The following is a 12,711-nucleotide window of genomic DNA, read 5'->3' on the forward strand; positions in this document are numbered from 1 at the left end:
CCCCAAGGAGAAATAACATGGCATTGTCCACCGAAGAAGTTCTTGCCGGCCTGGCCGAACTCATCAACGACGAGACTGGCATCGCGACCGACACAGTTGAGATGGGGAAGTCATTCACCGATGATCTGGACATCGATTCCATCTCGATGATGACCATCGTCGTCAACGCGGAAGAAAAGTTCGACGTCAAGATCCCCGACGAAGAGGTCAAGAACCTCAAGTCCGTCGGCAACGCTGTCGACTTCATCGTCAAGGCTCAGGTCTAGTCCACAAATGAACAGGCCGGTCGGCATCTGCCGACCGGCCTGATCTGTGGGTGATGCCCACGTTTGCACGCCTCACGGAGAGTTAACGTTATGACCAAAAAAATCGTTATCACCGGCATCGGTGCGACCTCCCCTCTCGGCGGCACGGCCGCCGACAGCTGGTCGGCCCTGCTCGCCGGTGAATCGGGGACGAGCACGCTAGACCACGAATGGGTGGCCCGGACTCAGCTCCCCGTGACCTTCGCCGCCCAGGCCAGGGTTCCATCCGTCGACGTTCTGGCCCGCCACGAGACGAAGCGTCTCGACCCCTCCAGCCAGTTCGCGTTGATTGCCGGGCGTGAAGCCTGGGCGGATGCCGGCTCCCCCGAAGCAGACCCCGAACGGCTGGCCGTCGACTGGGCGACCGGAATCGGTGGAGTCTGGACCCTTCTCGACGCGTGGGACACCCTCCGCGAACGCGGTCCGCGCCGCGTGCTGCCGATGACCGTGCCCATGCTCATGCCGAACGGCCCGGGAGCGGCCATCGGAATGGACCTTCACGCCCGGGCCGGAATCACCACAGTTGTGTCCGCGTGCGCCTCGAGCACCGAGTCTCTCGTGAACGCCTACAACCGCCTACAGGCCGGGCTCGCCGACATCGTCATCGCCGGTGGCTCCGAGGCCGCAATTCACCCGCTTCCGATCGCATCCTTCGCTGCCATGCAGGCCTTGTCCAAGCGCAACGACGACCCGGCCACGGCGTCGCGCCCCTACGACATCACCCGGGACGGCTTCGTTCTCGGTGAGGGTGCCGCGGCGCTCGTCGTCGAGACGGAAGAACACGCCAAGGCCCGCGGCGCGCGCATCTACGCCGAGCTCCTTGGTGGTGCCGTGACCAGTGACGCGTACCACATCACCGCTCCAGACCCCGATGGCACGGCTGCGGCCCGCGCGATGATCACCGCGATCAGGAATGCCGACGCGAGCCTGGCGGATGTCTCGCACATCAACGCGCACGCGACCAGCACTCCGGTCGGGGACATCGCCGAGTACAACGCACTGCGCCGCGTGTTCGGCGACCTGCTCGACGGAATCCCGGTGTCGGCGACCAAGGCTTCCACCGGTCACCTCCTCGGTGGTGCCGGGGCGATTGAGGCCCTGTTCACGGTTCTCGCTCTGGCCAAGCGCATGGCCCCGCCGACCATCAACCTGCTGAACCAGGATCCAAGCATCCCGCTCGACGTGGTGACCATGCCGCGCACGTTGCCTTCCGGCGATCTGCTGGCCATCAGCAACTCGTTCGGTTTCGGCGGTCACAACGCCGTCGTGGCGTTCCGGTCGGTCTAGCTCCACCCGGCGGAAAACCTGCCTGCACCGGGATGGCCCCGACCGGCACCGGTCGAGGCCATCCCGTGTTCGGGAGCGACCTTGCGCTGCACGTCAGCCCACCTGGTGCAACCACACGACCGAGTTGAAATCGCCGGCGTGCCGGAACGGTTCGAGCTCGTCGTCCCAGGCCTGCCCGAGCGTAATGCGGAGCTGCCGGTGGAGCTCCAGCGCGTTTGCCCCGGCCAGGTCCATGGCGTGGCGCAGCCGGTCCTCCGGGATAACGACGTTACCGGCCGTGTCGGTCTGGGCGAAGAAGATGCCCAGGTCGGGGGTGTGCAGCCAGCGCGCCCCATCGGCGCCGAAACCGGCGTCCTCGGTGACCTCAAAGCGAAGGTGGTCCCACCCGCGGAGCGCCGACGCGAGCCGCGCCCCCGTGCCGCAGGCGCCCTCCCACTGGTACTCGGCCCGCTGCGCTCCGCGGAGCACGGGCTGCTCAGACCAGTCGAAACTGACGGGCACGCCCAGGGCGCGACCCACCGCCCACTCCACATGGGGACTCAGAGCGCGAGGCGAGGAATGCACGTAAATGTAGCCGCGCGCAGTCGCTTCCTGCCGAGCGTGTGTAGCCACCATCGTTTCTCCCGTTCTGTGAGATGCGTCTTCCCCAACGACCTCTGAACGAAACAATGCGGCGTGCTGTGAACTTATCGAGAACTTGAACCTATGACCAACGGTCGACGCACCGCGCAGGCGCTGCATCCGTAAATTATGCCTCAGCGACCCCTGCGATCACAAGACTCGAGCCGGGACCGGATCTCCGTTCGCTATACTCAGTATGGTCATACCTTGGCCACCGGAGGTCCCATGTCTGTTCGCAGCTGCCTGCTGGCGATCCTCACGATCGGTCCGGCCTATGGCTTCCAGCTTCATGGCGAGCTGGAGTCTCGAACGGCCGGTCGGCGGGCGGTCAACGTCGGGCAGATCTACGGCACTCTTGAGCGGCTGGTTAAACAGGCGGCCGTTGAATCGGCCGGCAGCACCGCAGACGGCCTACCGCTGTACCGAATCACCGCGCTCGGCCAGGCCGAGGCGCTCCACTGGCTGGCCGATACCGAGAGCGCTCCCGGCAACGAGTGGAGCGACCTGGTCGACCGGGTCCTGATCGCCATCTCCCTCCCTGATCCTCAGGTGCTTGGCATCGATGCGCGCGGCATCGTTGCCCGGTACCGCCGGCGGTGGCAGTCAACTACCGAGACTGCGACCATGGACGCCGCGGCCACGGGCGCGGAGCGCTTGGCGGGCGCCGCCCGGGCCGCGCTGTCCGCCGCTGCGCTGGACTGGCTTCGGGACGTCGACGCGCTGCTCGAGGACGGCCACGCCGCGGGTTTTCGGCACGGTCTGAACGATGTGCGGCCGAAGCGCGGACGACGACCGGCATCCGTCGCCTGACTTGGGCGACACGCACCGTCGGAGCTGCCGTCGCCTCTGCGGTGGTTGCACCTACTTCGCCTGCGCGTAGCTGTCGACCGTCGCAACGGTGAGCAGGAAATCGACCGGGAAATCGCCGAACAAGTGCCGGCCGGCGGTATCCGCCGCGCGCCGGATGATCTCCTCGACGGTATCTGCCAGCGCGGCGGGCGTGTGCACCATGACCTCGTCGTGCAGGAAGAAAACCAGGTGCGGGGCCCGGTCGAATTCCGACCCGGAGGCACCCTGGGCCCACTGGGAACCCTGGGCACCCTGGGGCAGCATTCGCAGTTCCCGGCGCACCTCCGCCATCCAGCACAGCGCCCATTCCGCGGCGCTGCCCTGAACGATGAAATTGCGGGTGAAGCGGCCCCAGTCTCGCGCCTGACTACGGGCCCGGCGCTCGTCGGCATCCGTCGCCCCGGGGTCGTAGGCCTTGGCCTGGGTGGCCAGCCAGCGTTCCCCGGGCCGCGGGGAGGAACGCCCAAGCCGTGTCGTCACGCTCTCGCCGCGTTCCCCGGCGCGTGCGGCCGTTTCGGTGAGGGCCAGTGCCCTCGGAAAGGCCTTCGCGAGCCGGGGCAGGAGGCGCCCGCTCTCCCCGCTGGTGGCGCCGTACATGGCCCCGAGCATGGCCACCTTGGCGTGGTCGCGGGTCTCCACGACGCCCCCGGCGACGATCCCGGCGTACAGGTCCGTCCCTCGGCCGGCCTGGGCCATGGCCGTGTCGGCCGATAGGGCGGCGAGGATACGCGGCTCGAGCTGCGCGGCGTCCGCGACCACGAGCTTCCAGCCCGCATCGGCGACGACTGCGCCGCGCACCTGTTTAGGCAGCTGCAGGGCTCCCCCGCCCCGAGTGGCCCAGCGGCCCGTCACCACCCCGCCGGGGATGTACTCGGGATGGAACCGGCCGTCGACGATCCAGGTGTCCATCCAATACCAGCCGTTCGCGCTGAGCAGCCGGGCCAGCTTCTTGTATTCGAGCAGCGGATCGATCACAGGGTGGGTGAGCTCCTTGAGCTCCCAGGCGCGGGTGGACGTCACCTTCAGGCCGACCTTCTGCAGTGCCCGCATCAGATCGGGCTGGGAGTCGGGGTTGAGACCGGGTTCGCCAACAGCGTCACGGACGCGCCGAGCGAGGTTTTCGAGGCGTTCGGGCCGGATGCCCGGGGCGACGCGGGGGCCGAGTTCGCGGGTCAGCAGAGCGTCGTGCACGTCGGTGCGCCACGGCAGGCCGGCGAACTGCATCTCGGCGGCGATCAGCGCCCCGGCCGATTCCGCGGCGAGCAGCAGGCGGAGGCGGCCGGGCTCCGCAGAGGCGCGGACCGCGTCGAGCTGGCGCCGGTATTCCGCCTGCGTACCGAACCCGGCGGCCGCGCTGCCGGCGTCGCGGCCGGTCACGCCGTCGGCGGCGGTCTCGGTGTCGCTGCCGGCGGCGCTGTCACCGTCGCTGTCGAACAGGTCGAAGAGTGTCACCCCGGATGCGGACGCGGCCGGTTCGAAGGCCACCGCCCGATCCCAGCGGCTCGGCTCCGCCCGGGCCAGCGCGCTTGCCTGGGTCAGCGACGACTGGCGCAGGATCGCGTGGCACAGGCGCAAGTCGTGGGCGCGGTGCACCCTGATTCCGGCCGCCAGGAGCAGCGGGTAGATGCGGGCCGTGTCCTCCCACACCCAACGGGGCCGGTCTCGCTCCTGACCGAGCACATAGCCGGGGAATTCGTGTGAAGGCAAACGGAGTGCTGGCCCCGCGACGTTGCCCTCGGCGTCGAGTGACAGCACGAGGATCTCCCCGTTTCCCGTTCGACTCGCCAGAAGGTGCACCTGCCCATTCTGCCGGTTCGGGACCGTACCGGCGGGAAAAGCATCCGTCATATGACCGTCAGTTCGTCCGGCCGTCTGTCGGTGGAGTGGCGTCGGCCTCAGCCCACGCCTCCTGCAGCAGGGCGACGGTCTCGTTGTCTGAGAGTTGGTGGAAGTCGGTGTAGAAGGGCCCGATTGCCCACAACTCCTGCGGGGCGTGCAGCACGACGATGACATCCGCATACTGCCGCATCTCCCCGAGCAGCTCGGCGGGTGCGACCGGGACCGCGAGCACCGTGAGTGCGGCGCCCTGCCCTTTCAGGGCCGCGAGGGCTGCCTTGGCCGTGGCTCCCGTCGCGAGGCCGTCGTCCACGACGACGGCGACACGGCCCCGCGGACTGATCTGCGAGCGGTCATTGAGGTAGAGGGTGCGACGTCGTGCGATTTCGGCCAGCTCGCGACGGCGGGCCCGGGCCAAACCCATCGAGTCGCCCCCGGTGGCGGCGAGCACGTCCTCATTGACGATCGCCTGCGGACTAGCACCGTCGACGACCGCCCCCATCGCGACCTCCGGATAGCCCGGGGCCCCGATCTTGCGCACCAGGATGAGGTCCAGCGGGGCATGCAGGCGCCGAGCGACCTCGATCGCCACAGGCACACCGCCCCGCGGGAGGGCGTAGACCACCGGGTCGTGCGCCTCAAGCTCGGTCAGTCGTTCGATCAGTGGTTCGGCCAGCAGTCGGCCGGCCTCGCTCCGATTCGTGAACATGAGGCTCCTACCCGGCGAATACCTCCTGCGGGTCCGCCTCGTCCGATTCTGCCGCCGACCCTCGGCTTTGTCGAGGGCCGCCCGGGGCTCAGGCGCGGCGACCCGATTCGAGCTGACGGGCACACATGCCACTTCGGTGGTCCCGGGCACTGGACGCGTCCGGGGACCGAGGGCAGACTCGGTTCAACCTGAACAATCACGGCACCATCGAACGGAACCTGGATCAGCTGTGTATCGACGACTCACCACCCTGATTGCCGCGACCGTGCTGACGGCCGGGATCGCTCTCCTGCTGACGCTCGGCACCGTGATGCCGAGTGCGACGCGCGTCTCCGCCGACGAGTGCCCGGGCGAAACCGTGCCGATCGTCGATGTCGACGGGGAGTCACGGTGTGTGGCCCTGACCGAGGGTGAAACCACCCCCGGACCGACACCGACTCCGCCGCCCCCTCCCACTCTCACTCCGACCAAGTTCCCCTCGCCAGCACCTGAGGAACCCGCCACCACTCCCCCGGCAGAGCCGGCCCCCTCGGCCGGGCCACAGTCCACGCCGGCTGTCGTTCCACCGTCGGCGACGGCGGGGGCACCGTCGGAAGCCCCACCTGCCAAGAACGTGGATCCAGCCCCGACCTCTGCTCCCGCTCCAGGCGAGCGCGCAGGAACGACCAACGAGCCGGAGAACACCAGCACGCCGACTCCGGCGATGATGCCCACGGAGCCGCCCGTGAACGCCGACATCACCGGCGTGATCGTGCCCGGCAACGGGCCCCGGCTGCTCTGGGGCGTCGCCGTCGGGGCATCCGCATCGGGGTTGCTGGCCGCGCTCGTCGCCTTCTACCTGGTGTCGGTGCGACCGTTCTTCATCGCACGCAGACGGCCGGGAGCAGTCGGCTGACTCGCACAGGTTTCTTTGGCGCCGACCGGGTCAGCCTGATGTCGATGACGAACGCCTACCGCGGCCGGGGCACCGTGCGGTACGCCGGCCTGGCCCTGAGCCTGTTGGGCGAGATGATCGACGCGATCGCCAAACAGCCATGGCGCATCGTCGCGCGCGCCTTCCGCCGCGCCGTCGACGGGAGGCCGAGCTGGCCGCCGACGTGCGATGGTCGGATCAGTGTGACCTGCTGGTCGACCTGACCGCCAAACTCGACCGGCTCCCCCGGTATTTCTCCGTGCACCCCGGCAGGGTCATCCTCGCCGATGCGTCACTGCTGGATGGCACCCCGGTGCAGGGGTCCGGCATGGGGAGGTGATGCCCGACTGTCTCCGTCACCCGGGAGAATCTGTGGGACCTGCGTGAGGTCGCTCGCCAGAGTCAGCGGCGTGCGGGGGCCCCGGCTCGCGCACCGCGCACGACGATCGATGCAGGGGCCCGCCTCAACGCACACTGAGCCTTCCACCCGTTCGACTGTGGAGCAGCCAGGAGCATGACCCTCCACCTCGACCTGCGGCTCACCCCCAAATCCGTTGCCCCGGTCGGGTCAGGTCAGGTGCGGTCAATACCAGTTGTTGGTCACGGAATGCGCCCAGGCTCCGCACGGAGTGCCGTACCCGGCCTTGATGTAGCCGAGACCCCAGGAGATCTGCGTCGTCGCGTTCGTGGCCCAGTCGGATCCCGCCGTGGCCATCTTGCTCCCGGGCAGGGCCTGAGGGATTCCGGTGGCGCCGCTGGGGTTGTTGGCCGTGTACGACCAGCCGGATTCCTTGTTCCAGAGCTGTACGAGGCAGGAGAACGCGGACTCGCCCCAGCCGTACTTGGAGGCTGCCATCGCCCGGGCCGTCGCCTTCGCCTCGGCGGGCGTGGTGCCGCCGGCGTCGGGCTGGGACTCAGCAGCTGGAGCGGAATCGCGCGACGCATCCGCGGCCGCGGCCCGGGCGTCCGCCTGAGCCTGAGCCTGAACGGCAGCCTCGGCCTGGGCGCGAGCGGCCTCGGCGGCGGCCGCTGCTGCGGCCTCGGCGGCGGCTCGGTCTACCTCGGCCACAGCCGAACGGGCCGTGTCGGCCGCCTCCTGAGTCTGTTCGGTGAGCTCGATGACGGTGTCCGTCTCCAACGACTTGTAGTCCCCGAGCGCGGCGACGGATGACGCCAGTGGGGTCGGATCCACCTTGTTCGCCATGGCCGTGATCACCGTTCCGGCGTCACTGAGGGTGCTCTCCGCCCGGTCATGGGCGGTTTTTGTGGCTATGGCGGAGTAGACACTGAGCTGCTCGTGATGCAAACCGGTGCTTTCGGAGAGCTCCGTCGTCGCGGCGATGCCGGCAGAATTTACCGCGGATGCCTGTGACACCGCACCGATTCCCATGATCAGGCCGAGGAGACCGAGAGCTGCTCCGGTGCCGACAGCGACGGATCTGGTGCGCGAACGTCTACGTTTGGCGTTCATTTCTCGCCGGGCGGTCAGAGGTGAACGGGGTGAAGCAGAGCGCATGACTTCCAAATGCGATGCGGCCGGGCTACACGATCCTCGGCGCACCTTGATCGGTGGACTCACGGCCAGATGAAGCCGCATGGGCGAAACCTCCAGCTTGCACTCACTTTCTGGACAGATGCTCAGTTATAGCTGGCAAAGTCATCCGTACTTGGCCGCCACCGATGCCGGTGCACGTCGACAGGCTCGAGTCAGGACAACTCGTTGTCCGCGTAACGGGGTGATACAGGTGAACTTCGGCAGATTTGTTTTGAGGGAACTTTAGGTGTGGAGTTCGCAGCCCTAAGCTCTCAGCCTGCCGTCAGGCACCCCTCGGCTTCGCGACTTCACAGCCTCGCTCAGGCTTTGGGTGCCTCTCGCCGTGGTCGTCGGTACTTCGCTGACCCGGCGTGATGCGCTGCCAGACCTGTCGCGGCATATCCAGGCCAGAGATTGTGACGGATGCCACGCTCGAGGCGAAATACGGGGTGCACCCGATGCAATAAGTTGCCCGGCTTCGACGCCCATATGCGGGTGGGCACTCGCGGACAGCCGGTGCGTTGATCACGACTTACTGTTGGCCACCGTTGGTGATCAGGTCTCTGACGGCGAGCATGTCCGGTCGGGACCGGTCGGGCCGCCGCGGACGGGCCGGGCACGGCATCCGCTTCGAGGCACTCCAAGAGGGCGACAGGGGGCAAGCTCGGTGGAGATCAGCAGCGATCGAGAACACTTGTCGGAGGGGTTCAACAGGGAGGGACATCCAGATCGATCCCCACGAGGACCTTGTCGCTCTCCACGATCGAGCGTTGTGGGCCGCTCATTGCCCGAGTTCGTATCCGATGAGCCAGTGCAGTCCATGACGGTCGATGACTTGGCCATCCGAAGCACCCCAAGGCTTTGGGGCAAGGTAGTCAACGATCTGGCCGCCCATCGCGAGTTTGTCAAACCACTCGTGGAGAATTTCCGGTTCGGCGGCGCCCAGCAATGAGAGCTTGACGCCATCAAGCCGAACACTTTTTTCACCTGCGGCTGCATCGGATCCCATCAATACAACTACGCCCTCGAGCACTCCGTGAGCTATGTTGTGGGGCGGGCCGTCGCTGCGACCGAAATCCTCGTAGGTATGCAGGGTGAGCTCTCCACTGAAAACATCCGCGTAGAAGCGGAGCGCTTCGCGCGCTGTACCGGGGAAAGTGACATAGATCTGCGGCGCCGTCATATGCAAAGCATACAGATCGACCTACCACCGATCGCGAGAACGCTGTGAGGGTTCGTTGTCTGATCGAGCTGGTGATCGTCGATTCGCTGAAGTAGGACATCCCTTGGCCGCGGTCGCGCCCTGGCATTGGTGCACGTCATCAAGATCGGCGACGGTGTACCGTCCTCTACGGTTTCGGTATCGGCTATTCACTGGCAATGGTCGCGCCATGATGCGATGGTACTGTCAGCTCGCCCGAGCGACACAGCCGCAACGATGGTGTCAGTCGGAAAACGAGAGAGGCACACCACTCAGGCCAAAATTCGTGCACAACACCCACTTCAAGATCAGCGGCGACCCGACATGATCCGTGGAGACTCGTTACGGCGCATGTACGCCGGCGGGCGCCCGAACCGGTGGGCGCGTTTCCTGAACCGAATAAGCGCGATGGTGTTCTCGCTCGGTATCGTTGGCCACGGCACGGTAAGCCTCGAGACCGTCAATCCGAAGTCGCACACCCTGCTCACCCTGCCGCTCGTGGTGGCCCGCTACGAAGGTTGTGAGTACGTGGTTTCGATGCTGGGCCAGGGCTCGCGGTGGGTGCGCAATGTGCGGGCCGCGAATGGGAGCGCCGTCATCCACGCGGGGCGCAGGCGACCGGTGCTACTTGAAGAGGTTCGCGCGGATGCCCGCGCACCGATTACCAAGTCATACCTGGCGCAAGCACCCGGCGCCCGACCGCACATTCCGGTCGATCAGTCGGAGCCAATCTCGGCATTCGAAACCATAGCAGCCGACTTCCCGGTGTTCATGATCCGGGATGTCCAGTAAGGCGCAACGGGCACCACTGGTGGTCGCGCACTATCCCGCTGAACCGTGGCTCACTGTTTGCGTAAGCGTTCCTTGACCCCGTGTTCGACGAGAACGGGAACAAAGTCACGTATCGGGCGGCCGGAGAAGTTCTGATGCTCCTCGCGGACAGCTCTTTCAACGCTCGACCGTGGCACATTTGGGAATCTTTTCGTGAGTCGATCCACCACTTTTTCGACGGCCTGCAATTCATCGTTGAGGTTCACAGTCTCCAGTGTCTCACCGTCGGGAGCTGCCTATCAAGGCGTTGCTGTCACCGAAAGTTGCGCACTCTGCCCATCGCTTTCGTCAGCGACCAGCACGGAACGGGAATTACGCATCTCCCGGTCGAGGGTGCACGATGAAGTCATGGGATCTTCACAAGATGCACATTGAGTGCGGGCCTTGCGTCCATCGCGATCGAGCCCGGACGAGCGAATACCGGGCCGAGACTTGGTGGGGTCCGACGGTTGCCGCTGCCGCCCCGGCCTTCGTTGGCAGCGTGGTTGGGCGCTCAGTTGACGGGATAGACGACAGCCTGATCTCGCCAACCCGATCACCACGGCCTTCCTCGTTTTTCTTCTCCTGACGTGCCCGCCGATTCTGATCACACTCTTCATGCAAGATCATCGCCGTGCTCGCACTCCTCGGCATCATCCCAGCAATGGTCAACATCTCGGGTACTTGGCGTCGTTTGAGTTATTCCCGGGCGGGAGCTATGACGAGATGGACCTGAAGACGTCGATGCGCCACAAGCCGGTCGCGCGGGTCACCCTGGCGAAGCACGCATCCGTGGCCACCGAGGACTACTCATCCCTGTTCCGGTCCGACACGAACCGCGCTCCCTACACCCAGGCACCCCTCAGCACGTCGCAAACGAAAGCTCTGATAACCCTCGACCGACAGCTCCGCGTGGGTCCTGGCCGCATCCTTGCTCAAGCGGTTGTCGATCTCCTCGTGCCGATGCCACTCTCGTGGGTGCTCCTTGCGACCCTCGATGCGCACCGCCTCATCAAGCGGGCGGTCTTCGAGCCATTCCCAGACCCTCAGCAGTCAATGATCCTCGACGGTTCCCGATCCCTGTCACCGCTGCGGAACAAGTTGAGAGGTTGCGATCGGCTCCCTGGCTGTCCCCGTGGCCTCGACCCCGGATGACAGCACGGGTCCGCCGCATACCGCGGTATGCGGCGGACCCCCGACTTGCCGGTGCTGTCCCGCAGGTGGTTCTACTGTACGTCCGTCGGTTCTGGTTGCCCCGGTACTTCATCCGAAAGGCGAGTGCCGTCCGGGTTGAGACGGATCGCTCGTGGTCGCGCCGCGCGCATCCGGGGCGTCGGACGGGTCCGCGGTCAGATTCTCGTGCGCGACGGCTCCGGAGCCGGGTTCGTCATGCCGGTCAGGTTCAGGCGGCGGCAGCATAGGCGCTCTCGATCACCGATCCCCAGTACGGCACGAGCATGGTGTTCGCGACGTTGTTGTAGCCGAAACTATTGACCGAGTTCTGATAGCCGGCCGAACCGCTGCCGATGAACCGCGGGCCGCCGGATGATCCACCGGTCATGTCGCAGGGGATGCCCTGCGATTCGAACTGGGCGTATGGGGCGTCCGTGGCGGTGCCGGAGCAGGACTGCAGGGTGTTGCCGGTGAACGGTGCCGCCGCCGGGTATCCGAAGGCCGAGTAGGTGAGCCCTCTGCCGTCATTGAAGGCCACGCCCGATGCGCGGCGACAAAATCGACACCAGGCAGGTGGGCACCGGCACCGTCCACAACGACGCATCCGATACGCTCTGGCTCGACGGGGAGACGAACCGCCCTGCGTGAGTCACGATTTCCTGACCGTGCAGATTTCTCTGAACCGTCGCCGTACGGGGCGCCGTCAGCCGCCGCCGACGTGGATTCCGGGTCGGCGTGCCGGATCAGCTTCGCTCTGGCGAAGGATTTCGCGCACGACGGGTGCGGTATCGCCCTGGCCGAGGAGGAGGTAGCGCAGGAGATGCCCGAGGGGGTTGCCCTCTGACCATTCAAAGTAGGCGTGAGGTCGCACTCCGGATGCGTCGCGCAATGCCAAGAGGATGGCGGCGATGGCGTTCGGAGCCGCGGGGCTCTGGGCTCGCAGCACCCGAAGCCCGTTGACTTCTTCACCGCGAACATGGAGCGTCTCGCTGAAACTAGACGGATCCACCACCTCGATCTCCAGGAACAGTACGTCGGCACGACCCGGCACGGGATTCATCCCCCGCTGCTCCGTCTCCTTTCCGGCATAATCGGTCTGTTTGCCCGGTTTGGGCTTTGTCGCAATCAGGTTCAACGCGCCATCGAAGACGAGCGAGTCGGTGATGAAGCGCCGCGCTTGTTCGTCCAGTTCGACCGTTTCCACCCGCAGTTCGGTGGTGCGTGAAACCCGGGAGACGAGTGACACGACGATGATGCCCAGAATGAAGAACGCCGAAATGGCTATGCCGTCGGGCTTTTCCAGGATGTTCTCGCCGAGGGCATAGAGGAGGATCAGGGTCAGGATGGTGAATGCGATACTGGCTCGGCGCTGGTGGCGTCGGATCGCCGAGATCGTGACGGCGATGGCGCCGGACACCATCATGGCCAGGATGCCGGTGGCGTAGGCGCCGGCCTGCGCGTTGACGTCGGCGT

Annotated in this window: 13 protein-coding genes and 2 pseudogenes; 7 read left to right on the forward strand and 8 right to left on the reverse strand. The window is 66.2% G+C overall.

The genetic code is table 11. The features are described from left to right. Window positions 1-17: 17 nt before the first annotated feature. Window positions 18-266, forward strand: coding sequence for an acyl carrier protein (locus E3N86_RS14890; protein ID WP_104171086.1), 249 nt, complete (start codon window positions 18-20; stop codon window positions 264-266). Window positions 267-356: 90 nt separating this feature from the next. Then, a complete protein-coding gene (locus tag E3N86_RS14895; RefSeq protein ID WP_104101886.1) occupies window positions 357-1,592 on the forward strand; it encodes a beta-ketoacyl synthase in 1,236 nt (411 codons plus the stop codon). A 93-nt stretch (window positions 1,593-1,685) separates the two neighbouring features. Here E3N86_RS14895 and E3N86_RS14900 read toward each other — a convergent pair whose 3' ends face one another. Beyond that, on the reverse strand, window positions 1,686-2,207 hold the full coding sequence (locus tag E3N86_RS14900) for a DUF3145 domain-containing protein (RefSeq protein WP_104101883.1): 522 nt from the start codon (window positions 2,205-2,207) through the stop codon (window positions 1,686-1,688). Window positions 2,208-2,438: 231 nt separating this feature from the next. Between E3N86_RS14900 and E3N86_RS14905 the strand changes: the two genes are divergently transcribed. Then, window positions 2,439-3,023 carry a PadR family transcriptional regulator gene (locus E3N86_RS14905; protein WP_134371916.1) on the forward strand — a complete coding sequence of 195 codons (585 nt, stop codon included), beginning with the start codon at window positions 2,439-2,441 and terminating at the stop codon, window positions 3,021-3,023. A gap of 51 nt (window positions 3,024-3,074) precedes the next feature. Here E3N86_RS14905 and E3N86_RS14910 read toward each other — a convergent pair whose 3' ends face one another. Further along, window positions 3,075-4,859, reverse strand: a complete 1,785-nt coding sequence (locus E3N86_RS14910) for a bifunctional 3'-5' exonuclease/DNA polymerase (RefSeq protein WP_241986174.1) — start codon at window positions 4,857-4,859, stop codon at window positions 3,075-3,077. Between the two features lie 58 nt (window positions 4,860-4,917). After that, window positions 4,918-5,607 carry a phosphoribosyltransferase gene (locus E3N86_RS14915; RefSeq protein WP_134371914.1) on the reverse strand — a complete coding sequence of 230 codons (690 nt, stop codon included), beginning with the start codon at window positions 5,605-5,607 and terminating at the stop codon, window positions 4,918-4,920. A gap of 229 nt (window positions 5,608-5,836) precedes the next feature. Here E3N86_RS14915 and E3N86_RS14920 point away from each other — a divergent pair, with 229 nt between their 5' ends. After that, window positions 5,837-6,502 carry a hypothetical protein gene (locus E3N86_RS14920; protein ID WP_134512229.1) on the forward strand — a complete coding sequence of 222 codons (666 nt, stop codon included), beginning with the start codon at window positions 5,837-5,839 and terminating at the stop codon, window positions 6,500-6,502. A gap of 44 nt (window positions 6,503-6,546) precedes the next feature. Continuing rightward, the gene (locus E3N86_RS14925) at window positions 6,547-6,744 is read left to right on the forward strand and encodes a hypothetical protein (protein ID WP_134371910.1); all 198 of its coding nucleotides are present in this window, start codon (window positions 6,547-6,549) and stop codon (window positions 6,742-6,744) included. Window positions 6,745-7,103: 359 nt separating this feature from the next. On the opposite strand, the gene E3N86_RS14930 is transcribed toward E3N86_RS14925, so the two are convergent. Together E3N86_RS14930 and E3N86_RS14935 are read right to left on the reverse strand one after the other, a co-directional pair. Next, window positions 7,104-7,991, reverse strand: coding sequence for a hypothetical protein (locus tag E3N86_RS14930; protein WP_134371908.1), 888 nt, complete (start codon window positions 7,989-7,991; stop codon window positions 7,104-7,106). A gap of 844 nt (window positions 7,992-8,835) precedes the next feature. After that, window positions 8,836-9,237: a VOC family protein gene (locus E3N86_RS14935; protein ID WP_134371906.1), complete on the reverse strand. Its 402-nt coding sequence runs from the start codon at window positions 9,235-9,237 to the stop codon at window positions 8,836-8,838. A 426-nt stretch (window positions 9,238-9,663) separates the two neighbouring features. Between E3N86_RS14935 and E3N86_RS14940 the strand changes: the two genes are divergently transcribed. Further along, window positions 9,664-10,047: a nitroreductase family deazaflavin-dependent oxidoreductase gene (locus E3N86_RS14940; protein WP_198412921.1), complete on the forward strand. Its 384-nt coding sequence runs from the start codon at window positions 9,664-9,666 to the stop codon at window positions 10,045-10,047. Between the two features lie 50 nt (window positions 10,048-10,097). Here E3N86_RS14940 and E3N86_RS14945 read toward each other — a convergent pair whose 3' ends face one another. Then, on the reverse strand, window positions 10,098-10,292 hold the full coding sequence (locus E3N86_RS14945; protein ID WP_134343049.1) for a three-helix bundle dimerization domain-containing protein: 195 nt from the start codon (window positions 10,290-10,292) through the stop codon (window positions 10,098-10,100). Between the two features lie 499 nt (window positions 10,293-10,791). Here E3N86_RS14945 and E3N86_RS14950 point away from each other — a divergent pair, with 499 nt between their 5' ends. Next, window positions 10,792-11,220, forward strand: coding sequence for a hypothetical protein (locus tag E3N86_RS14950; RefSeq protein WP_134371904.1), 429 nt, complete (start codon window positions 10,792-10,794; stop codon window positions 11,218-11,220). Between the two features lie 247 nt (window positions 11,221-11,467). Here E3N86_RS14950 and E3N86_RS14955 read toward each other — a convergent pair. Continuing rightward, window positions 11,468-11,785 (reverse strand): annotated as a pseudogene (locus E3N86_RS14955) (hypothetical protein); the annotation flags it as partial. 156 nt (window positions 11,786-11,941) lie between these two features. Further along, window positions 11,942-12,711 (reverse strand): annotated as a pseudogene (locus E3N86_RS14960) (amino acid transporter); the annotation flags it as partial.

The sequence above is a fragment of the Cryobacterium sp. Hz7 genome (assembly GCF_004402815.1).
GTDB lineage: Bacteria > Actinomycetota > Actinomycetes > Actinomycetales > Microbacteriaceae > Cryobacterium > Cryobacterium sandaracinum.

Excerpts from the sequence above, each read along its gene's own strand:
- E3N86_RS14890 (WP_104171086.1), top strand. The coding sequence starts at position 18 with ATGGCATTGTCCACCGAAGAAGTTCTTGCCGGCCTGGCCGAACTCATC.
- E3N86_RS14895 (WP_104101886.1), top strand. The coding sequence starts at position 357 with ATGACCAAAAAAATCGTTATCACCGGCATCGGTGCGACCTCCCCTCTC.
- E3N86_RS14900 (WP_104101883.1), bottom strand. The coding sequence starts at position 2,207 with ATGGTGGCTACACACGCTCGGCAGGAAGCGACTGCGCGCGGCTACATT.
- E3N86_RS14905 (WP_134371916.1), top strand. The coding sequence starts at position 2,439 with ATGTCTGTTCGCAGCTGCCTGCTGGCGATCCTCACGATCGGTCCGGCC.
- E3N86_RS14915 (WP_134371914.1), bottom strand. The coding sequence starts at position 5,607 with ATGTTCACGAATCGGAGCGAGGCCGGCCGACTGCTGGCCGAACCACTG.
- E3N86_RS14925 (WP_134371910.1), top strand. The coding sequence starts at position 6,547 with ATGACGAACGCCTACCGCGGCCGGGGCACCGTGCGGTACGCCGGCCTG.
- E3N86_RS14930 (WP_134371908.1), bottom strand. The coding sequence starts at position 7,991 with ATGAACGCCAAACGTAGACGTTCGCGCACCAGATCCGTCGCTGTCGGC.
- E3N86_RS14935 (WP_134371906.1), bottom strand. The coding sequence starts at position 9,237 with ATGACGGCGCCGCAGATCTATGTCACTTTCCCCGGTACAGCGCGCGAA.
- E3N86_RS14940 (WP_198412921.1), top strand. The coding sequence starts at position 9,664 with ATGGTGTTCTCGCTCGGTATCGTTGGCCACGGCACGGTAAGCCTCGAG.
- E3N86_RS14950 (WP_134371904.1), top strand. The coding sequence starts at position 10,792 with ATGGACCTGAAGACGTCGATGCGCCACAAGCCGGTCGCGCGGGTCACC.